Consider the following 20,457-nt stretch of genomic DNA (forward strand, 5'->3'; position numbering starts at 1 on the left):
TTCCCGGCCCCGGGACCGGTGCGGCGGGCGACTACGTCTTCATCCGCTTGAGGGCGTCCTTGGCGTCGAGGCGGACCAGTTCGTCCTCGTGGTCCAGCAGTTTCTCGATGTGGGGTCGTGCCGGGGTGTGCCGCAGCTTGCGCAGCGCATCCGTCGCCGCACGGACTACCGGAACATCCGAGCTGCCGAGCAGGCTCACCAGGATCTCCGGAACACGTTCGTCCTTGGTCTTGGGAAGGCTGCCGACGATGGCCGACCGGCCGCGGCCGAGCGAGGAGTCCAGCGCGAGCTGGATGTACTCCTCGGCGACCGCGGGCTCGGCGAACCTCGCCAACCCGGACCCGAGCGACGACCTGAGGAGCTCGCGACATCTTTCGGGCTCGTCCGCGAACTTCGGGTCCTGGACCGGAGGCGGGTTCTTGAACAGTTCGAGGAACACCGGACGTGCCTGTTTCTTGGCAAAGCCGTACGAAAGGACGCGCACGATGTCCTCGGCCAGTGGAAAATATGTCACTCGGGGTAGCCAGTCCAGCAGGACCGGGACAGCGGCCCGGTAGTCGACCTTGCGGGTCTTCTGCTCGCCGGTCTCCTCGTCCGGTCGGGTGAAGGTGAGCTTGTCCAGCTCCCCGATGTCGGTGAGCGTGAAACCCGTCTGCTCGAAGTCCGGGATGAGCCCCCGCAGTTCCGCGAGCAGCCCCTCGGCCGCCTCCGCGTAGCGCCGTCGGCGTTCCTGGACGACCGGGTCGTCCTCCGCCTCCCGCCGGCGGTGCTCCGCGACGAACTCGAGGACCTCCTGGTGTGTCAGCGGTCGTTCGGCCGGCGTTTCCGGCTCTACCATGGAATGACCTTCTTCACGACAACGCCGTTCTGCCTGATCCACTCCTGTAGCGGCCCGGACAGCTTGGTGCCCAACTGGCCCTTGTCGACCCGAACGTACAGGATGAACCCGACCCCGCGCTGTCGTGCGATCTTGAGGTAGTCCCTGAACTGGCTGGACAGATACAGGTACTTGGCGTTCTTCGCCTCGCCGAGGGTGGCGCCGTCCAGGAAGTCGGGCTTGCGATCCCTCCGGAGGCCGTAGTCGTTCTTCGCGAAGATCGGGCCGTCGTACTTGGTCCGGCCGATGGCGGCTTCACCTGCCTGGCCGAGGCGGCAGATCTCGGCGCCACCGGAGTTGTGCACCAGGATGGCGGCCGCACCGGCGAGCACATAGTAGGTGTGCAGGTCCGCGACGGTGAGGTTGTAGACCTCCAGCCGCTCGGTCCAGTGGTGCGTGCCGGTGACGGTGACGTAGTGCCCGTCCGGCAGCCGCAGCCGGTCGTTCGGTTCGAGGTCCCTGGCGTCCTTCCACTGACCAGGGTCCGCCACCCAGAAGGGGTGCTCGGCCGTGGCCTCAACCGAGCCCCGCTCGCCCCGGTCCGCGACGGTGACGGTGACCAGTTGTTTGGCACCCGCACCGGTGATCAGGTCGGTGACCGGTTTTGGCGCCGTGTGGTCCCTGCTCGGGTCGGTGGCCAGTACCTGGTCGCCGAGCTCGACCTCCTCGATCGGCTTGCTCGACCCGTCGGCGAGCAGCACCGGTGTGCCCGCAGTGAAACTGTTGGGGCTGCAGGGGTTCCGGATTCGGCCGAAGACGTCCTGCACCAAATTGCGCAGGCGCTGCACCGTCTGGTGCGCGGCCGCGACCGTGTTGCGGAACCGGCCCATCCCGCTGACGATGCGGTAGATGGAGCTGCCGAGCTCGGGCAGCTTCAGCGCCGCGCCGAGCAACTTGATCGGGCCGAGCGCGTTGATCAGCGTCCACAGGCAGGCGCCGATGTCGCCCTCGGTGAAGCACTTCTTGGCGTCGGTCCAGCCGATCAGATCCAGCACGACCTGCCCGCCGTTGGCCAGCACGAAGTCGAGCAGCGTCCGGCCCGCGTTGGACTGCGCGCCGCGGTACTCATCGACCATGGCCTGGCCGCCCTGGACGCGCAGGATGTCCTCGTCGGTGCGCAGCTCGCTGTAGTCGACGTCGGGGTCCACGACGCCGTCCGGCGGCGGATCACCGGCGCCGTCGCCGAGGTCGTCCTGGCGCTCCTGGTCCTCCCTGCGTTGCCGCTCGCGTTCCTCGCGTTGCTTCTCCGCCGCGATCCGCGCGGCCTCGTTGGCCGCCCTCGCGGCCGCGGCGGCGTCCTCGCCGGCCTGGATGGCGTCCGCGCGGGCCTGGGCCGCGGCGGCATAGGCCTGGTCGGCGTAGCCACGGGCGCGTTCGGCGGCCGCGGTTGCCTTGGCAGCGGCCTGGGCCGCCGCCCGGGCCGCTTCCTGCGCGGCCGCGGCCGCCTGGCGGGCGATCCGGGCGGACTCCGCCGCGTTGTTCGCCGACTGCTCGGCGGAGGCGGCGGACTGCCGCGCGTTCTCGGCATGCTGGGCGGCCTGCGCCGCGCTGGTCCTTGCCCGCTCGGCATGCGCGGCGGCCTCCTGCGCCGCGCCGCGGGCGATCGCCGCCGCCTCCTTCGCCCTGGCCGCGTCGGCGCGTGCCGTGGCCGCGGCCCTGGCCGCGCCGGCCAGATACGAGTTGACCTGCGCGACATGCGAAGCAGTGTCGGCATCGCGCTGGCGTGCCTTGTGCAGCTCGGTGTCCAGGAAGGTGCGCAGGTAGGACGGCGGGCCGGACAGCGCGGCCTGCGCGGCCGCCTGCACCTCGGGGCCGCCGTCGTGCAGGATCTGCGCGACCTGGAGCCGGTCGTCCTTCTCCCGCGCCTCGTGCTGACCGACCCGCAGGAAGTGCAGTAACGCCGCCACGCTGCCGTCGTCGAGCGCGGCCTGCGCGGCCGCCTCCACCTCGCGCCCGCCCCGATGCATGATCTGGGCGATCTCCAGCCGGTAGTCGTTGGCCTGCACGGCGTGCTGCCCGGTGATCAGGAATTCCCGGACCTGCGCGTGCGTGCCTGCCATCGCGTCGATCGCGGCGTCGTGCAGTTCGGGCTTCTCGGTGTGCTCGGCGAGATACTCCGCGCTGGCCCGGTCGTCGGCCTCGGTGGCCATCGCGAGTCCGTTGTGCACGAACTCCCTGACGTCCTCCGGAGTGCCTGCCAGTGCGTCCTCCGCGGCGGCCTGTACCCAGGCGCCGCCGGTCCGCATCAACCGCGCGGCGACCTGGCGCCCGTTGTCCACCACCAGCGCGGGATCGGCACCCGGCTCCCTGGCCTCGGCGAGCAGCCGTTCCGCCTCGGCATCCAGCCGCTCGACCTCACCCGCCTGCCATTCCTGCCGGGCCTCGCGTTCGGCCGCCACCCGTGCGGCCTGCTCGGCATCGGCGACCCACTTGTTCTCCTGCGCCTGCAGGCGCTCGGCATCAGCCTGGCGAGCCACCTCGCTGATCTGCTGGGCCTGCTGGACGGCCCGGGTCGCCTGACCGGCCGCGGTCTCGGCGCGGGCGGCATGTTGTTCGGCGATATCCGCGTTGTCCGCGGCCTCCCCGGCGTGGTCGGCGGCGTCCTCGGCAGCCGCGGCTGCGTTGTCCGCGTGCCGGGCCGCGTCGTTCGCGGCCTGGCGGGCCTCCTGCGCCGCCGCGGCGGCCTCCCGCGCGATGGTCTCCACCCTGCGGGCGGCGCGGATGGCCTCGTCGGCACGCTGCTTGGCGTAGGCGGCTGCGCGGCGGGCATGCTCGGCGCTGGCCCCGGCCTGCTCGGCGTAGTGCCCGGCCTCGTTCGCCGCGTTGGATGCCTCGGTGGCATGCGCCCCGGCGCTGGCCGCGGCCTTGGCCGCTTCGGCGGCCGCGATGGCGGCCTGCCCGGCGGCATCGGCAGCCTGGGCCGCCTTGCGGGCGCCCGCGGCGACGTTGCGCGCCTGCTCCGCGGCCTGGCGGGCCGCGGCGGCGTGCTGCGCATCGGCATGCGCGGCCTGTGCCGCCTGGTTGGCCCGCGCGGCCGCCTGCCCTGCCAACCCGGCCGCGGTGGCTGCCTGGCTGGCCGCGTTGGCCGCGATCCGCGCGGCCTGGTTCGCCGCCGCGGCCGCGGTGATCGCCGTCTGCGCGGCCTGCGCGGCGCGGTTGGCCGCGTCGGCAGCCCTGCCCGCGGCGTCGGCAGCGCGTACCGAGGAGTCCTGCGCGGCGGCGGTCTCGGCCGCGGCACGGTCGGCCGCCTGCTCGGCCAGTTCGGTCGCGTGCACCGCCCGCGCCGAGGCATCCTCGGCCAGCGTGGTCTGCTCGGCGGCCCGTGCCCCTGCGGCCTTGGCGACATCGGCCAGCTGCGCGACAGAGGCCGCTTCCTGATCATGTGCGGCCGCGACCTGGTAGCCGCTGCGCAGGAACTCGCGGACGTCCTCGATCGTGCCGTCCAGCGCGCGCTGGGCCGCTTCCTGCACGCGCGGCCCACCGTTGTGCATCAGCTGCGCGACCTTGAGCAGGTCGTCCTGGTCCTGAGCCTCCTGGTGGCCGCTGGAGACGAAGGCGAGCAGGTCCTCGGTGCTGCCGTCCAGCGCGCGCTGTGCGGCGGCCTGCACCTTCGGTCCGCCGGTGTGCAGCAGGTTCGCCACCTTCAGCAGGAGGTCCTGCTCCCACGGTCCCTTCCATCCACCTTGGACGAAGGTGCGCATGTCCGTTGTGGAACCGTCGAGTGCGCGCTGGGCCGCTTCGCGCATCAGCCGCCCGCCCGCGGCGAGCACCTGCTCCACCTGCGCGCGCAGGTCCTGCGCGGTGGCGGCCTGCTGCCCGTTCTCGAGGAACTCCCGCAGGTCCGCGTCCGTGCCGAGCAGCGCGCGTTCCGCGGCCTTGGCCAGGTTCGGCCCGCCGGTCTTCATCAGCTGCACGGCTTGCGCGCGTTCGCCCTGCGGCTCCGACGTGGGCGCCTGTTGCGCGCCTGGCGCGGCGGCGACCGACGGCGGTGATGTCAGCCCGGCAAGCAATGCCACCGACAACAGAATGGTCAAGGCAGCACGAAATCCACCCCTGGACATTAAAGTCCCCCATCGTCAGCCGCGCCACCCCCAGCGGCCGCGCGTGTCGATACTTCGACGGTAGCTCACGATGATCCGCGATCAATAGGCCGATCGGCGGCTGACGTCCGCGCAGATGGTCGGGTTAACTCGAGCCGGAACTGGGGGAGGACTGCCATCTCGGCACCGGATTTTCTCCAGCACCACAAAGTTGATCAAGAATGGAAAGTGGACGCATCATGCGCTTCTACCATCGACCACTGGTCAGGGTGGGGGCAGCCGCGGTAGGTGTCGCGGCCGCCCTTGTGCTGGTCATGCATGGAACCGGACCGTCGAATTCGCAGGCGGAGGCCGAGGTCGCACCGCTGGCCCGGCAGGCGGCCGCGGCCGAGAGCCCGCCGCACATTGTGGAGGACTTCGGCTACCCCGGCGCCGACGCGATTTTCGCCGAACGAGGTGTCCGGCTGCTGAAAGGCAACGGAAACCTGCTTCTCACCGATTGTGGCCGTAGCGGCCTCATCGAGGTTCTCAGCAACGATCTGGACCGGATCTGCTTCGAGGTTCCCGTTTCCGGGGAAGCGGAAACACGGGGCGGAGGTGGGCCGCGGGCGTGGCTAACGATGGAAATTCCCAGTGTATTTCTGATCAAGGGCGACAGCAACGAGTCGGAAGCGACCCTCACCACGGAAGAAGGAACGAAGGTCTACGACATCGAGCCGAACAAATACAACTCGGTCGGCGAGGGGGCCGATCCGGACGGTGGCCCGCAAGACCTGCTCAAGATTACCGTCTACTGACCGGAGAACCGAACGATGCACACCAAACGAACACGTGTCGCCCTGTTTTCCTGTCTGCTGGCAACCAGTGTCGTCGGCGGCCTGTTGAGCAGCGCCTCGGCGCACGCCATCGGTGGCGGTGGCCCCGCGCCCGCGGACTCGTACCGGTTCATCGCGCAGATCTACACCGGTGAGCGGGAGTGCACCGCCGCACTGATCGATGTCGAATGGCTGCTCACGGCGAGCAGTTGCTTTGCGCAGGACCCGGACAACGGCTTTCCGGTCGAGCCGGGCGAGCCTGCCCAGCACACGACCGCATTGATCGGGAGCCCGGACCTGGTATACGGGGATGGGCAGGTCCGGTCGATTACCACGCTCGTACCGCGCGAGGACCGCGATCTCGTACTGGCCCGGCTGCACGAGCCCGTCCTCGACATCACCCCGATACCGATCAGCACCACGCCGCCCGAGCAAGGGGAGGTGCTGACCGTCGCGGGCTACGGGCGGACGACCGAGGACTGGTATCCGGACAAGCTGCACACCAGCACCTTTTCCGTCGCCGCCCGGAACCAGTCCACAATCGACCTCGCGCCGGCTGCCGAGGACGCGGCGATCTGCAAGGGTGACGCCGGTGGCCCCGCGGTTCGCGCGGTGGACGGCGGGCTGGAGCTGGTCGGGATCCACAGCAAGTCCTGGCAACACGGGTGCCTCGGGGTCACCGAGACCCGCACCGGCGCGGTGGACACCAGGCTGGACGATATCGCCGGCTGGCTGGAGCGCTCGCCCGTCCAGCGGCGGATCGCCAGTGATCCGACGCTGCCCGCCGAGATCGGCACGCCGGTCGGCCCGGAGGTGATCGACTGGCCGTACCGTTACCGGGAGTTCGAACGCGGGCAGCAGCGCGCGCGGCTGTACTGGTCCGCGGATACCGGGGACACCCAGTTCATCCGCGGTGCGATCCTCGCCAAGTACCTCGCCCTCGGCGGGCACCGGGAACTGGGCTCGCCCACCACCGACGAGACCTTCACCGCGGATGGGGTCGGCGCGTACAACAACATCAGCCGCAACGTGTGCCGGTCGTCCGGTACGCAGGCGCAGCAGTCCGAGCGGTCCCGGCCGGATGCCGGGACGCTCAGCTGCACGAAGTTCGGCAGCATCTCGCATTCGCCGGACACCGGCGCGCATTACCTGAACGGGTCCTTCTACTTCGAGTGGGAGAAGCGGGGCAGGGAGGCCGGGCTCGGCTACCCGACCACGGAGGAGACGGCCACCACCGACTCCGAGGGCAAACCCGGCCGCTACGCGCGTTTCCGCAAGGACGGTTCCCCCGGCACGCTGTACTGGCGCTACGACATCGGCACTCGTGCGGTGTACGGGGCGATCGACGAGCGGTGGACCTCCTACGGGCGGGAGAAGGGCGGTCTCGGCGTGCCGAGGATCGACGTCACCGCGACCCCGGACGGGATCGGCCGGTACGTGCACTTCACCAGGAACGCCTCGATCTACTGGACGCCCGACACCGGGGCCTGGGAGGTACACGGCGCCATCCGGCAGAAGTGGGCCTCGATGGGCTGGGAACGGTCGTATCTCGGGTACCCGATCAGCAACGAGCAACGGTGGGAGCGCGGCGCCCGCAGCTACTTCCAGGGCGGCCGGATCGACTACATCTCCGCCACCGGGGAGGTGATCGCCTACCGCAACTGAACCACCGGCAACCGGGGCCGATGGTGGGTAAGGACCCGGCATCCGGGACCAGTAGATATATAGCCACATTGGCATGTGTCACCCGACAGGCGGTACGGGGAGACGGTAAGGCTTACCTACTTTGGTAGGGCCAGGTCGTCCGCCGACGAAAGGGTGGTGGTCCGAGATGGGTGGGTGTAGCTGCTGCGCCTCGTGCAGTGGTCCCGGTTGCGGCTGCTGCGGTAGCTGCTGACCAACGGAGTGCGGCCCCGTGCCGTCGCCCGAGCGGCGACGGCACGGGGCCGGTTCGCGTCAGCACACTCCCGGCCTGGTGGGCCGATAGGGTCGGGGTCATGGATCACGAAGAAGCCGGGCAGCTGGCCTACCGCTGCCACCGGGTGCTCGAGCCCCTGCACGCGATGATCTACTTCGCCCCGGAGGCCGAGGACCGGCTCACCGCGGCGGGCCTGCGGCCCGGCCGGATGTGCTACTTCGCCAGCCGGTCCGCGCCGATGGGCGCGGTCGGCCCGGGCACGGTGACCGCCACCTTCTTCAACTTCAACCCGGTACTGGTCGCGGAGCACATCCCCGAGGCGTGGAAGCTGGCCGCGCCGGAGCGGGTGCTAGAGGCCAGGCTGGCCGCCGCGGACGCCGCGCTGCGCAGGCTGCTGGGTGCGGACACGGTGGCCTCCGAGGAGGTGGCCGAGGCGGCCGACCTCGCGCGGCAGGCCGCCGAGCTGTGCGTCCCCGAGGGGCGCCCGCTGTATGCCGCGCATGCCGACCTGGACTGGCCGGACGAGCCGCACCTCGTGCTCTGGCACGCCGCCTCGCTGCTGCGCGAGTTCCGCGGTGACGGGCATATCGCCGCGCTGGTGGGTGCCGGGCTGAACGGGCTCACCGCGCTGGTGACGCACACCGCCACCGGCAAGGGCTTCCTCGAGTCGGTCGCCAAGCGCCTGCGCGGCTGGTCCGACGACCAGTGGGCCGCCACCGTCGACTACCTGCGCGGCGAGGGCCTGCTCGACGCGGACGGGAACCTCACCGAGCAGGGCAACCAGTTGCGCGAGCGGATGGAGGCGGACACCAACGCCGCGGCCGCCGCCCCCTTCGCCACGCTCGGCGCGCAGAAGGCGGAACGGTTGCGCGAGCTCGGCCGCTCGCTGAGCAGGCAGATCATCGCCGAGGGCGCCTTCCCGCAGGAAGGCATCTTCGCCAGCTCCCGCTAGTGTCCTGCGCCTGAATTGGCTTGTGTAAATGTATGGTTCGGGGATGGCGCGGATCGGTCGGCCGAAGAAGGCTGAGTTGACGGTGAGCGAGGCTGATCGTCGGGAGTTGGTGCGTGGGGCGCGGGCGGCGACGTCGACGCAGGCGTATGCGTTGCGGTGTCGGATTGTGCTGGCGTGTGCGGAGCCGGGTGCGTTCAATAAGGATGTGGCTGCCGCTGTGGGGGTGTCGGTGCCGACGGTGGCCAAGTGGCGGGGTCGGTTCATCGAGCATGGCTTGGCCGGGTTGGCTGACGAGCCGCGGCCGGGGCGTCCGCCGTCGATCCTGCTGGACCAGGTCGAGGAAGTGGTTGCCTTGACTCTGGAACAGACGCCGCGCAACGCCACGCATTGGTCGCGGGCTTCGATGGCCGAGCGCACCGGGCTGTCGCGCTCGACTGTGGGCAGGATCTGGCGGCGTTTCGACCTCAAGCCCCATGTGGTGGACGGGTTCAAGCTCTCGACGGATCCGCTGTTCGTGCGCAAAGTCGTGGATGTTGTCGGGCTGTATCACAATCCGCCCGAGCGGGCGGTGGTGCTGTGTGTCGACGAGAAGTCCCAGATGCAGGCGTTGGATCGGTCCCAGCCGGTCCTGCCGATGATGCCGGGCATGCCGGAGCGACGCACCCACGACTACGCTCGCCATGGCACGACCAGCCTGTTCGCGGCGTTCAACATCGCCGATGGCACGGTCATCACCGAGTTGCATCGCCGCCACCGCGCCACCGAGTTCAAGAAGTTCCTCACCAGCATCGACAAGGCGGTGCCCGCCGACCTCGACGTGCACCTGGTCTGCGACAACCTGGCCACCCACAAAACACCGATCGTCAACGAGTGGCTGGCACGGCATCCGCGCTTCCATGTGCATTTCACCCCGACCGGGTCGTCGTGGGTCAACCAAGTGGAGCGCTGGTTCGGCTACCTCACCGACCAGCTCACCCGCCGCGGAGCCCACACCAGTGTGGCGGGATTGGAGAAGGACGTCCGCGACTGGATCCAGCGGTGGAACGCCGACCCCAAACCCTTCGTCTGGCGCAAGACCGCCGAAGAGATCCTCGACTCCCTCGCCCGATATCTACAACGCATTTCAGGCGCAGGACACTAGCGGCCCCTGAACGTGGCTTTCCGGACATTCAACGTCGCGAACGGCACTATTGGGACGTCTGACGTCGCGAACGCCACGTTCAGGGCATTTGCGGGTCAGGGGTTACCAGTGGACGGGGAGGCGGTGCACGCCGTAGATCGCCATCTGCTCGCGCATCGGTACCTCCTCCGCGGGGACCGCGAGCCGTAGCTCGGGGAACTCCTCGAGCAGGGCGGCGAATCCGGCACGCATCTCGATCCGGGCCAGTTGCTGGCCGAGGCACTGGTGCACCCCGTGCCCGAAGGCGAGATGCCCGGCGCTGTGCCTGGTCAGATCGAGCCGGTCCGGCTCGGCGAAGCGGTCCGGGTCCCGGTTGGCCGCGGGCAGGTGCAGCAGCACCGTCTCACCGCGGCGCAGCAGCACGCCGTCCAGCTCGACGTCCTCCAGCGGGGTGCGCTGGGTGCCGAGGTGGACGATCGTCAGGTAACGCAGCAGTTCCTCGACCGCGGTGTCCAGCAGGCCGGGGTCGGCGCGCAGGGCTGCCAGCTGCTCCGGCTCGCGGAGCAGGGTGTACGTCCCGAGCGCCAGCATGTTCGCGGTGGTCTCATGCCCGGCGATGAGCAGCACGAGCCCCACCCCGGCCAGCTCGGCGTCGTCCAGCTCGCCCCCGGCCACCAGGCCGCTGAGCAGGTCGTCGCCCGGCTCGGACCGCTTGTGCCGGACCAGCTCGCCGAGGAACCCGAGCACCCTGCCGAAGGCGGCCATCGCGTCCTCGTACTCGGTGTCCAGGTTCAGCATGGTGGCCGCGTCCTGCTGGAACCGGCCCCGGTCGGCATAGCGGACGCCGAGCAGCTCGCAGATCACCAGGGATGGGATGGGCAGCGCGAACTCCCGCACCAGGTCCGCAGGCGGCCCGGCCCGGCGCATCGCGGCGGCGTGCTCCCTCGCGACCCCTTCGATCCACCGCGCGAGCCGGTTCATCCTGCGCACGGTGAACTGGCCGGTGAGCAGGCGGCGGTAGCGGGTGTGCTCCGGCGGGTCCTGGTGCACGAACATGCCCGGTGGCAGGTCGCTCGGCTTGGCCTGGGCCGGCAGCCGCCTGCTGACCACCGGCGGGTGCTTCAGCTCCGCCTTCGCGCTGAACCGCGGGTCGGCAAGGATGGCCCTGGCATGGGCGTAGTCGGTCACCAGCCAGCCATGGTGCCCGTCCGGGTAGGTCATCCGGGAGATCGGCTGCTCGGTGCGTAACCGGCTGATCTCCTCGGGTGGGTCCAGTGGCCGCGGGCGGGTCGTGGGCAGACCATTCGCGGTGGGTGGGGCGGTCTCGGTCATCGTTGTCCTCCCCTGGTGAGACGCCGGGTGGCGCCGTCCGGCGCCGGTGGGCGTGACGGTTCCTCGAAGCTACACCCTATTCACAACTTTGTGAAAGTTGTCATACGAGTGAACCATGCTCGACGAAGATGAGAAACGTTCGCGTTTCTGGCTGGATTGTGACCTCGCCGGAGTGAAGATTGCCGAAATTCCACCGGTCCGAGGATGTGATTACCGACAGTCGCGAAAAATGCGCGGAACCTGCGTGCTCGGTAACCGTGATCGCCTCTTCGGATGATCTCTGTCCGAGGGCTTCGGTCTCACCCGACTCACACGACGGCACCCGGTCCACCACCCGGACGGGGCATGGTGCACTATGCACAGCGTCATCAAAGGGGCGGCCGCTTGCACCCAGAGTGAGTTCGATCCGCGCTGGCGGGTGAGTTCAGCCGCACACTACGAAATCCGGGTGGACAGGGTTAATACTTGACGGTCGGACAGCCATGATGGAGGGCGACGAGTTTCTGTGAGACTGGCCGTTATTCGCGTCGGACGAGCACGCCCTGTTCACCGGAACGCCCTTTGACCACTACCCCTCGTAACGCCATGATGTTGTGTGACAACCGCAAGTGCTGCGTCAGGCCCAAGCGCAGCGACAACTTGACGACCACACTCCGCGCACCCGGGAGTATGCGATGACGACCATGACGAGCCTCATGGAACTGGTCCAGGAGCAGCCACTGGACACCGGCGGTGTCCGCACGTGGATCCTGGACAACATCATCCCGCTGGTGCTGCTGGCCGTCGCACTGCTGCTGCTGTGGCTGGGCGGGGGCAAGGGCGACAACGCGGGCGTGATGCGCCGCCTCGCCGGTGTGGTGATCGCGCTGGCCATCGTGGGGCTCGCGGTCAGCGGCCTCGGCGTGAACGTCGGCGAATGGCTCGCCAGTCTGTTCACCGGCTGAGCTGGACTCGCCTTGCGGATTCGAACCGATGACGAGGTTTACCGGGTCGATGCGGTGTGGCTCGGCCCGCCGAAGGCTACTTTTCCCTGGCGGGCCCGCTATGTGGCGTGGGGCGTCGGGATCCCGGTGTTCCTGGTGGTGCTGACGGTCGAGCGGCAGCTCGGCTTCGAGTTCGGGTTCTTCTCGACAGCGTGGGCCTTCGTCGCCACCATCGCGATCACGAGGTTGATCACCGCCAAGATCAGTCACGAGCGGCCGCTCGGCGCCGTGCTGGCGATGTGGGCACGCGAACTGAACACGCCGCGGGAACGCTCCAGCGGTGCCGGCGGCGCGGTCAGCGCCAGCAAGGTACGGGTGCGCACCGAGCGGCCGCGGCCGAGACCCGCGGGAGGCAGAGGGAACAGAGGGAGCAGAGGGAGAGGCCAACCATCCCGCGAGGGGGCCGGTAGTAACACAGCACGAGCGCACCGGGGCCGTACGCGGCCCGCGGTCGGGAGGTAGTCGTTGTTCGGTCGCGGCGGAAAGCGGCAACAGAACCGGGAACAGGACCTGTCCCCGGGCTCCGGCGCTTGGCAGGCCGGGACACCGCAGCTCCAGGCGAAGCAGGTGCGCCAGCCCAAGCAGGTCAAGCCGGCCAAGCAGGGCAAGCAGACCCGGCAGCGTCGGCTCCCTGGGGAGCAGGCCGTGCCCACCTACACCCCATCGATCGCCGCGCGCAGCATCGACGGGCACCTGCTGCGCACCGGCAACGAGGTATACGCCTGGTACCGCCTCGCGCCGCAGCGCTGGTCCTTCCGGTCGGACTCCCAGCGCCGGGACCTGGTCGCCGCCATCGCGGGCCAGTACGCCGAGCTGCAGGGCCGCTGGATGCACCTGCGGGTGACCACCCGGCCGTACCCGATCCGGATGTGGGCCGAGGCGCACGTGCACAACGCCGTTGGCCGCCCGCAGGACACCCCGGGCACCCTCTCCTTCGACGACTACCTGATCGGCGAGCAGCAGCAGCTGATGGGCCGCTCCATGGCGGAGAAGGAGGTCTACCTCGGGGTGCAGGTGCAGACCCGCGGGGTGATGGACCGCGCGGTTGAGCGCGCCGCCCCGCTGCTGCGCAAGATCCTGCCCGAGGCGGTGGACGCCGAGCTGACCGCGCTGGACTCCGAGGTCGAGCACCTGGACCAGGTGATCGGCTCGGCGGGGCTGGAGGGCAGGCCCGCGCTGGCCGAGGAGATGTCCTGGCTGATGCACCGGTCCTGCTCGCTCGGCCTGCCCGCGCCGCGCAACCTGCCCGCCGTGCCGGGTGCGGCCTGGGAGCCGGAGGACCTCGCCAGCTTCACCGACGCCGCCGACCTGCACTGCGACCCCTACGCCCCGACCGTCACCGTGCGCGGCCGCACCGGCTCCAACGCCGGGCTGTCCCGGCAGGTCGCCGTGCTCACCGTCGGGCAGATGCACGGGCTGCAGATCCCGGAGGTGGACGACCCCTGGGTGCAGCACGCCGACCGGCTGCCTGCCGCGGTGGAGTGGTCGGCCCGGATCTACGTGCGTAAGCCGGAGGAGGTCGCTGGCGAGCTGCAACGGCAGATGAACAAGGTGCGCTCGCAGGTCAAGCACTACACCGACGAGCACGAGCTGGAACCGCCGCAGTCGCTGGCCCGGCAGGCCTCCAGGGTGCTGGAGATCGACGACGAGATGACCTCCGGGTTCACCGCCCTGGCCACCAGGGTGCGCTCCTGGTGGCGGCTGGCGGTGTCCGGGCCGACCGAGCGGGACGCGCTGCGGCTGGCCCAGCAGCTGCTCGACCTGTACAAGCCGAAGATCGCCATCGAGCACCCCGAGGCGCAGTACGCGATGGCCAGGGAGTTCATCCCCGGCGAGCCGCTGGCCTCTGGCGCCTACATGCGGCGTGGTTCGGTGGTCTGGGCGGCCTCCTCGGTGCCGACGGCCACGGCCGAGGTGGGCGACCGGCGCGGCATCCTGCTCGGCGAGACCTGCACCGCGACCCGGCGCCCGGTGGCCTGGGATCCGTGGATGGCGCAGGAGATCCGGGACGGTTCCGGCCTCACCGCGATGGTGGCGGGCCTTGGTGGTGGCAAGTCCTTCCTCGGTGGCGGGGTGGTCTACAAGACGCTGCGTGCCGGGGCGCACTGGACGATCCTGGACCCCTCCGGCCCGCTGGCCAGGCTGTGCGACCTGCCGGAGGTGCGGCCGTACGCCCGGCCGATCAACCTGCTGAACGCCCAGCCGGGCATCCTCAACCCCTACCGGGTGGTGGCCGAGCCGCAGCTGGAGCACTTCCTGGACGAGGACGACCCGGAGCGGGCCTGGCGCAGGGAACGGGCGCTGGCTGGGGCCACCCGGCGCCGCCTCGTGCTGGATGTGCTGACCGGCATCCTGCCCTACGAGGTGGCCAGGATGCCGCAGAGCCGGATCGTGCTGCTGCGCGCGGTCCGCGCGGTCGGCGGCCGCTACGACGCCGATCCCGGGCAGGTGATCGACGCGCTGCGCCGCGACTCCAGTGAGCACCACGAGCACGCGGTGGTCGTCGCCGACTTCCTGGACGAGATGCGCGAGCGGATGTCGCTGCTCATCCCGGAGGCGGACGCCGACCCCTACTCCGAGACCCGGGACGACCGGATGACCGTGCTCACCATGGCCGGCCTGACCCTGCCCAAGGACGGGGTGAGCAGGGAGCACTGGACCGACGCCGAGGCGCTCGGGGTGGAGATGCTGAACCTCGCCGCCTGGCTCACCCAGCGCTCGGTCTACGAGAAGCCGAAGGACCTGCGCAAGGGCGTGTGGATCGACGAGGCGTTCTTCCTCTCCGAGGTGCCGACCGGGCGGGTGCTGATGAACCGCTTCGCCCGTGACTCGCGGAAGTGGAACGTCCGGGTGCTGCTTTCCTCGCAGATCCCCGCGGACTTCCTGCGCATCCAGGGCTTCGTCTCGCTGCTGGACTCGGTGTTCGTCGGCAGGCTGGACGACGAGGACGCGCAGGCCGACGCGCTGCGGCTGCTCAAGGTGCCGGTCGGGGTCGGCTACGAGCAGGTGGTCTCCGCGCTGGGCAGGCGGCCCGGCGCACAGCGGGGTGTGCTGGAGCGCGACCGGGAACCGCGGCAGTTCATCTTCGGTGACGGCGCGGGCGGCGTGGAGCGGATCCGGGTCGACTTCTCCGGTCCGCACCTGGAACACCTGCGCGCGGCCATGGACACCACCCCCGGTTCGATCGACCCGCGGGTCACCGCCAAGGCCCCGGATGTGCCCGAGCCACCCGAGCCGGGCGGGGCGCAGGAGCCGCCGACGGGTACCCCGGCACCGTCCGCCGAGGACGACCTGGAACCGGACCTGGAACGGGCGGCCGAACTCGAGGTCGGGCTCACCGAGGAGCAGGTGCTCGAGGAGACCGCGGCCGAGCCGCGCGCCGGGTCCGAGCGGCACGCGCGGGCCGGTAAGGGTGGCACGGGCCGGGACGCCGCATGAACCCGCTGGTAGCCGAGTCGCGGTTGGCGAGGCGGCCCGTGCGAGGCCGCGGAGAAGTCAGCATGAACCCGCTGGTAGCCGAGTCGCGGTTGGCGAGGCGGCCCGTGCGAGGCCGCGGAGGATCGGCATGACCACCCTGCTGGTGCTGCTGCTGATCGTGGCGTTCGCCGGGGCGCTGCGCCGGTTCGGCCGATCCCGCCGACGATGCGCGGCCACCCCGGCCCGGCGCAGGGGCCGGGCGCTGCTGCTGGTGATCGCGATCATCGGGTTGCAGGCCGTGCTCACCGGCCCGCCCGCGGCGGCGCAGAACTGCGGTGAGGCGCCCAACCCGGAACGGCCCGGCTCCGGCATGGTCGGCGCGCTGGACCCGGCCGAGGGCCAGGGCGAGGCAGGCAGCGCCTATGTGGACTACAGCTACGCCGGGCTGGTGTGGCACACCTACCAGTCCGACTGCGGGGCGCTGTCCGGCATCTCCGACCCGAACACCACGATCGACACCTGGGCGGGCAACCAGCTGTTCAACATCGGCAAGAACATTGTCGGCGCCACCAACTCGCTGCACTACACGGTGATGGAGGGCGGGCTGCTCAGCCCGCTCTACGACGCGGTGAAGTCCGGTGCGGAGAAGGTCTACAACAACATCTACGCCCAGCTGTTCGGGCTGGCCGCGCTGATCCTCGCGGTCATGCTGTTCCGCAGCATCTGGCGGGGCGACCTGCCCACGGTGGGCAAGCGGGCGCTGTTCGCGCTGGCCGGTGCCTGGCTGGCGGCGTCCTCCTTCGCGATGCTGCGCTACTACGACGAGATCGACCACGCGATCGTGCAGACCACGACCAACATCCAGGCCGGTTTCGTGGACGCCTCCCAGGACAGGGTGATCCGGCATGTGCTGCCGACCAACCTGCACGACGAGGTCGTCTACAAGAACTGGCTGCGCGGGGAGTTCGGCTCCCCGGAGGCGCCGCAGGCCGAGCAGTTCGGCAGGCCGCTGCTGGATGCCCAGGCCTTCACCTGGGGGGAGATCCGCAACGGCGATGACGCGAAGCAGGAGGTCGTGGACGCCAAGAAGGCCGAGTACAAGAACATCGCCACCCAGCTGGGCCCGGCGACCGGCTACTTCACCGGCGAGGACGGCAGCCGTACCGGCGCCGGTTTCCTCGGCTTCGCGCAGAGCCTGGTGTACTCGCTGTTCCAGTTGTTCGCCAAGGCAGCGGTGTTGCTGGCGCAGGTGGTGGTCCGGCTGCTCACCCTGACCGCGCCGCTGATCGGGCTGGTGGCCCTGCTGCACCACGACATCCTGCGCAGGGTGGCGAAGGTGGTCGGCGCGGTGGCCTTCAACCTGGTGATCCTCTCCGTGCTCGCCGGGGTGCACGCGCTGCTGCTGCAGGCGATCTTCAACGCGGGCGACTCGCTGTCCATGCTCACCCAGATGGTGATGGCCGGGCTGCTGACCGTCCTGCTGTTCCTGGTGGGCAGGCCGGTGCGGCGGCTGTGGCAGATGGTGGAGATGTCGGTCAGCATGGTCGGCTCCGCGGTGCCCTCGCCCCGTGGCGGGCTGTTCGGGCGGTTCCGCAAGGGCCAGCAGGGGCCCACCCCGCAGGACGAGTTCTGGCAGAACGTCAAGGACTCCGACGATGTGGAGGGCAACGCCGAGCAGCGCGGGCCGATCGGGGCAACGGCGGGTGGCAGGCGGGTCCGGCCGGAGGCAGGCACGGTGTTCGCCACCGCACAACGGGTGGCTGGCGACGGGCAGCGGGCCGGTGGCTGGGCCGGGCCCGGTGCGGTGTTCGAGGGCGGCACCGGCGCGCCAGGGCTGCCCGCGGCAGGGTCCGCGGGTGCGGGCGTGGCGCCGGGGCACGGCCCGGGGCGCGCGCAGGGCGGGCACACCCTGCCGGAGGCGAAGCAGTTCGTCGCGGCGGGTTTCACCGGACCGGCCAGCAGGCGGGTGGACACCGCCCCGGTGACCGACCGGCGCTGGGATCGCGGGGACGAAGCGGAGTCGGTCGTGGTGCCCTCCCGGATGGACGGGGCACACGCACCGGCCGCGGACTACGGCACGGTGCCAAGGCAGGCCCCGCAGCCGGAGCAGCCGATCCCGGGCCAGCGCGGCACGCCGCGCCGCGCGGACTCCGAGATGGTGGCAGGCAAGCCGGTGTTCGTGCTGTATCGCCCTTCCCGCGGCCTCGAGGTCCGGGAGGACCTGCGTGACACCGACTCAGTCGTGAGGTAGGTGCCCGAACATGCCGATTCGTACTCATCGCGGCCGCGCCGCGGTCTACCGGCGGCTGTGGGGGTGGCCGCTGCGCTCACCCCGGCATCTGGTCGGCACCCTGGTCGTGTTCGTCGCGCTGGTGGTGGGCACCGGGATCGCCGCCCCGCACCTGTTCGGCGACCAGGACGGCAACGGCGCCGGGGCGGCCCCGGCCGGTAAGTCGGCCTCGGTCACCCGGAGCTCCACCGGCCTGCCCGAGCAGAGCAGGCCGGAGTCGAGCACCCTGCCGACCCGGCTGACCGAACCGCAGGAATCGCCAACCCCGGCTGCCCCGGACCCGGCCGCGTTGCAGGTGGCGCGGCAGTGGGCGGCGGCCTGGGTGAACCACCCGGACGGGATGACCAACCAGCAGTGGCTGGACGGCCTGCGGCCGTACACCACCGAGGAGTATCTGCCGGTGATGGCCACGGTGGAGCTGGCCAACATCCCGGCCAGCGAGGTCACCGGCGAGCCGTCCGCGGGCAAGTCCTACACCAGCTCGGTGGAGGCCATCGTGCCGACCAACGGGCCCAAGCTGAAACTCACCGTGGTCAAGACCGACGCGGGCTGGCGGGTCGGGCACTACGAACGGGCGTCCTAGCTGATGCGCGCCGGGATGCTGGTCGGGGCGGTGGTGGCGACGATGTTCGCCGTGCTGGTCACCACCGGCACGGTCGCGGTGGTGGTCGACCGGCAGGACCGGGAGTCGCGCCGGGTCACCAACCTGAGCTGCGAGGCCGCGATCGGCCCTTCCCAGCCGGGCCAGCCCGCGCGCGGGGCGGACGACGCGGCCAACCTCACCGAGGAGCAGCTCGGCACGGTCGCGCTGATCATTTCGATCGGCAAGGAGCGCGAGCTGTCGCCGCGGGCGTGGCAGGTGGCGATCCAGGCCGGGATGACCGAGTCCGGCCTGCGCAACCTGAACTACGGGGACCGGGACTCGCTCGGCATCTTCCAGATGCGGCCGTCCATGGGCTGGGGCACCCCCGCCCAGGTCACCAACCCGCCCTACCAGGTGAACAAGTTCTACGACGTGCTGGAGGACATCCCGGACTGGGAGAGCCTGCGCCCCGGCGCGGCCGCCCAGGCCGTGGAGCGCTCCGCCTTCCCGGACCGCTACCACCGCTGGGAAGCCATGGCGGTGCACCTGGTGGAGAACCTGGGCCAGGTGGCGGACGCCGCGGGCTGCGGCGAGGGGATGGGCGCGGCCCTGCCGCCGAGCGAGGCGGCCGGAACCGCCATCGAGTTCGCGCTGGCCCAGCAGGGCAAACCCTATGTGTGGGGTGGAACCGGGCCGGACACCTTCGACTGCTCCGGCCTGATGCTGCGGGCCTACGAGGCGGCCGGGGTGATCCTGCCCAGGGTGTCCAGGGACCAGTACAAGGCTGGCGCCATGCTGCCGGTGGAGCAGGCACAACCCGGTGACCTGCTGTTCTGGGCGTACGATCCATCGAACCCGAGCACCATTCACCATGTTGCGATGTATCTGGGTGACGGGAAGATGGTGGAAGCGCAGCAGAGCGGCGTCCCGGTGCACACCAGGTCGGTGTCCTGGGACGAGGCCGAGCTCGTCGCGCAGGCGGTCCGGCCGGGCGTGTGAACCAGCGCCCGAACCGGACCGAGTCGGTCGCGCCGCGCGCGTGAGACGGGCACTGAGAGGAACCAGGTGGCGAAGAAGTTCGGTAGGCGGGGGAAGAAGTCCGGGGGTGGTCAGGGGGCGGCCGATCCGCGGGAGCTGTTCGGGCCGCCGCCACCGCAGCGGTACGCGAACCCGCCCGCGTCCAGCACCCCGCTGGCCGACTATCTCTCCTCCCGTGCCCTGCCGGGAGTGGACTCCGGCTACGTGGTGCTGCCGCGCTCGCTCGCGGAGTCGATGTCCCTGCCCTGGCAGCAACATCTGGTGCAGCTGCTGGCCCAGTTCCACAACACGCACGCCGGGCTGTCCTGGCCGGTGTACCGGGTGGTGCCCTCGCGGTACGAGCGGCTGGTGGATCTGGACGAGGAACAGCTCGCCGAGGTCGGGTACCTGGTGGAGATCGGGGTCGAGGGCGAGGTGGTCTACCGGGAACGCAGTGGGCGCAAGGTCGAGCAGCCGGAGCAGACCACCGTGCTGGTCTCCTGCCTCGACCCGATCGTGCCGCGCGCGGTGCCGCGGGAAACACCGCGGCCCGGCCAGGCCGAGGAACGGGCTCCCACCCCCGCCCCGATGAACATCGGCCCGCAGCCGGTGTGGCGCACGGTGAACGAGCGGGCGGCTCCCCAGCAAGAGCCGCCCCCGCCCCAGCAAGCCCGGCCCCAGCAGCCGGCACAGCCCCCGCCGCCATGGCAGACAACCCCGGCGCGGCCACCCGAGCCCACCCCGCCACGGGCGGCCGAGGCCGACACCCCGCCGCGCGGGATCCCGCTCCCCGCGGCCGAGTCCGCGGCTCCCGTCGAGCCCGCGGCGCGTCCCGAACCGCAGGCGCCGCCCGAGTCCCCGGCGCCATCCGAGGACACGGAGTCCTCCGAGCACGCCGGGAACACGGCCGCGCGCGGCTGGTTCGACGAGATGCCGGAGCCGGGCACGGAGCAGGAGCCGGAGGACGCCGAGTCCGCCGGCTTCGGTCCCACCGGTGAGCCCACCGAGATCCCGTACCGTTACCGCTCCTGAACGCGCTCAGCCTGCGTGGACCGGGGCGGCCGCGGGAACCCGTACGGTCTTGATCAGCAGCCAGCCGATGAACGACAGTTC

Annotated in this window: 14 protein-coding genes; 11 read left to right on the forward strand and 3 right to left on the reverse strand. The window is 70.7% G+C overall.

The features are described from left to right. Positions 1 to 31: 31 nt before the first annotated feature. Entirely contained in the window at positions 32 to 838 is an 807-nt protein-coding gene (locus KOI47_RS05080; RefSeq protein WP_216214391.1) for a HEAT repeat domain-containing protein, read from the reverse strand. After that, positions 832 to 4,911: a polymorphic toxin-type HINT domain-containing protein gene (locus tag KOI47_RS05085; protein WP_216214392.1), complete on the reverse strand. Its 4,080-nt coding sequence runs from the start codon at positions 4,909 to 4,911 to the stop codon at positions 832 to 834. Before KOI47_RS05085 ends, KOI47_RS05080 begins: the two co-directional genes overlap by 7 nt. A gap of 245 nt (positions 4,912 to 5,156) precedes the next feature. Here KOI47_RS05085 and KOI47_RS05090 point away from each other — a divergent pair, with 245 nt between their 5' ends. The 4 genes from KOI47_RS05090 to KOI47_RS05105 all read left to right on the forward strand — a co-directional run bounded on the left by KOI47_RS05090 (position 5,157) and on the right by KOI47_RS05105 (position 9,743). Beyond that, a complete protein-coding gene (locus tag KOI47_RS05090; RefSeq protein ID WP_216214394.1) occupies positions 5,157 to 5,714 on the forward strand; it encodes a hypothetical protein in 558 nt (185 codons plus the stop codon). 15 nt (positions 5,715 to 5,729) lie between these two features. Continuing rightward, positions 5,730 to 7,397, forward strand: coding sequence for a trypsin-like serine protease (locus tag KOI47_RS05095; protein WP_216214396.1), 1,668 nt, complete (start codon positions 5,730 to 5,732; stop codon positions 7,395 to 7,397). Positions 7,398 to 7,729: 332 nt separating this feature from the next. Further along, positions 7,730 to 8,602: an SCO6745 family protein gene (locus KOI47_RS05100; protein ID WP_216214398.1), complete on the forward strand. Its 873-nt coding sequence runs from the start codon at positions 7,730 to 7,732 to the stop codon at positions 8,600 to 8,602. A 43-nt stretch (positions 8,603 to 8,645) separates the two neighbouring features. After that, complete coding sequence (locus KOI47_RS05105; RefSeq protein ID WP_216214400.1) at positions 8,646 to 9,743, forward strand: IS630 family transposase; 1,098 nt, start codon at positions 8,646 to 8,648, stop codon at positions 9,741 to 9,743. A 102-nt stretch (positions 9,744 to 9,845) separates the two neighbouring features. On the opposite strand, the gene KOI47_RS05110 is transcribed toward KOI47_RS05105, so the two are convergent. Next, entirely contained in the window at positions 9,846 to 11,054 is a 1,209-nt protein-coding gene (locus KOI47_RS05110; RefSeq protein ID WP_216214401.1) for a cytochrome P450, read from the reverse strand. A 674-nt stretch (positions 11,055 to 11,728) separates the two neighbouring features. On the opposite strand from KOI47_RS05110, the gene KOI47_RS05115 reads away from it, so the two are divergent. From KOI47_RS05115 to KOI47_RS05145, 7 genes are all read left to right on the forward strand, one after another. Next, a complete protein-coding gene (locus KOI47_RS05115; protein WP_216214403.1) occupies positions 11,729 to 11,998 on the forward strand; it encodes a hypothetical protein in 270 nt (89 codons plus the stop codon). Between the two features lie 12 nt (positions 11,999 to 12,010). Next, on the forward strand, positions 12,011 to 12,499 hold the full coding sequence (locus tag KOI47_RS05120; RefSeq protein WP_216214404.1) for a hypothetical protein: 489 nt from the start codon (positions 12,011 to 12,013) through the stop codon (positions 12,497 to 12,499). A gap of 3 nt (positions 12,500 to 12,502) precedes the next feature. After that, complete coding sequence (locus KOI47_RS05125) at positions 12,503 to 15,475, forward strand: ATP-binding protein (protein ID WP_216214405.1); 2,973 nt, start codon at positions 12,503 to 12,505, stop codon at positions 15,473 to 15,475. Between the two features lie 127 nt (positions 15,476 to 15,602). After that, positions 15,603 to 17,705, forward strand: a complete 2,103-nt coding sequence (locus tag KOI47_RS05130) for a magnesium transporter (RefSeq protein ID WP_216214407.1) — start codon at positions 15,603 to 15,605, stop codon at positions 17,703 to 17,705. 10 nt (positions 17,706 to 17,715) lie between these two features. After that, positions 17,716 to 18,327: a hypothetical protein gene (locus KOI47_RS05135; RefSeq protein WP_216214409.1), complete on the forward strand. Its 612-nt coding sequence runs from the start codon at positions 17,716 to 17,718 to the stop codon at positions 18,325 to 18,327. 3 nt (positions 18,328 to 18,330) lie between these two features. Beyond that, complete coding sequence (locus KOI47_RS05140; RefSeq protein WP_216214411.1) at positions 18,331 to 19,326, forward strand: C40 family peptidase; 996 nt, start codon at positions 18,331 to 18,333, stop codon at positions 19,324 to 19,326. A gap of 66 nt (positions 19,327 to 19,392) precedes the next feature. Continuing rightward, positions 19,393 to 20,376, forward strand: a complete 984-nt coding sequence (locus KOI47_RS05145) for a hypothetical protein (protein ID WP_216214414.1) — start codon at positions 19,393 to 19,395, stop codon at positions 20,374 to 20,376. Positions 20,377 to 20,457 lie beyond the last annotated feature (81 nt).

The organism is Amycolatopsis aidingensis (genome assembly GCF_018885265.1).
Taxonomy (GTDB): domain Bacteria; phylum Actinomycetota; class Actinomycetes; order Mycobacteriales; family Pseudonocardiaceae; genus Amycolatopsis; species Amycolatopsis aidingensis.

What these genes read in the sequence shown, in the direction of transcription:
- KOI47_RS05135 (WP_216214409.1), top strand. Translation starts at nt 17,716, where the DNA reads ATGCCGATTCGTACTCATCGCGGCCGCGCCGCGGTCTACCGGCGGCTG.
- KOI47_RS05110 (WP_216214401.1), bottom strand. Translation starts at nt 11,054, where the DNA reads ATGACCGAGACCGCCCCACCCACCGCGAATGGTCTGCCCACGACCCGC.
- KOI47_RS05100 (WP_216214398.1), top strand. Translation starts at nt 7,730, where the DNA reads ATGGATCACGAAGAAGCCGGGCAGCTGGCCTACCGCTGCCACCGGGTG.
- KOI47_RS05115 (WP_216214403.1), top strand. Translation starts at nt 11,729, where the DNA reads ATGACGACCATGACGAGCCTCATGGAACTGGTCCAGGAGCAGCCACTG.
- KOI47_RS05095 (WP_216214396.1), top strand. Translation starts at nt 5,730, where the DNA reads ATGCACACCAAACGAACACGTGTCGCCCTGTTTTCCTGTCTGCTGGCA.
- KOI47_RS05140 (WP_216214411.1), top strand. Translation starts at nt 18,331, where the DNA reads ATGCGCGCCGGGATGCTGGTCGGGGCGGTGGTGGCGACGATGTTCGCC.
- KOI47_RS05080 (WP_216214391.1), bottom strand. Translation starts at nt 838, where the DNA reads ATGGTAGAGCCGGAAACGCCGGCCGAACGACCGCTGACACACCAGGAG.
- KOI47_RS05130 (WP_216214407.1), top strand. Translation starts at nt 15,603, where the DNA reads ATGACCACCCTGCTGGTGCTGCTGCTGATCGTGGCGTTCGCCGGGGCG.
- KOI47_RS05105 (WP_216214400.1), top strand. Translation starts at nt 8,646, where the DNA reads ATGGCGCGGATCGGTCGGCCGAAGAAGGCTGAGTTGACGGTGAGCGAG.
- KOI47_RS05090 (WP_216214394.1), top strand. Translation starts at nt 5,157, where the DNA reads ATGCGCTTCTACCATCGACCACTGGTCAGGGTGGGGGCAGCCGCGGTA.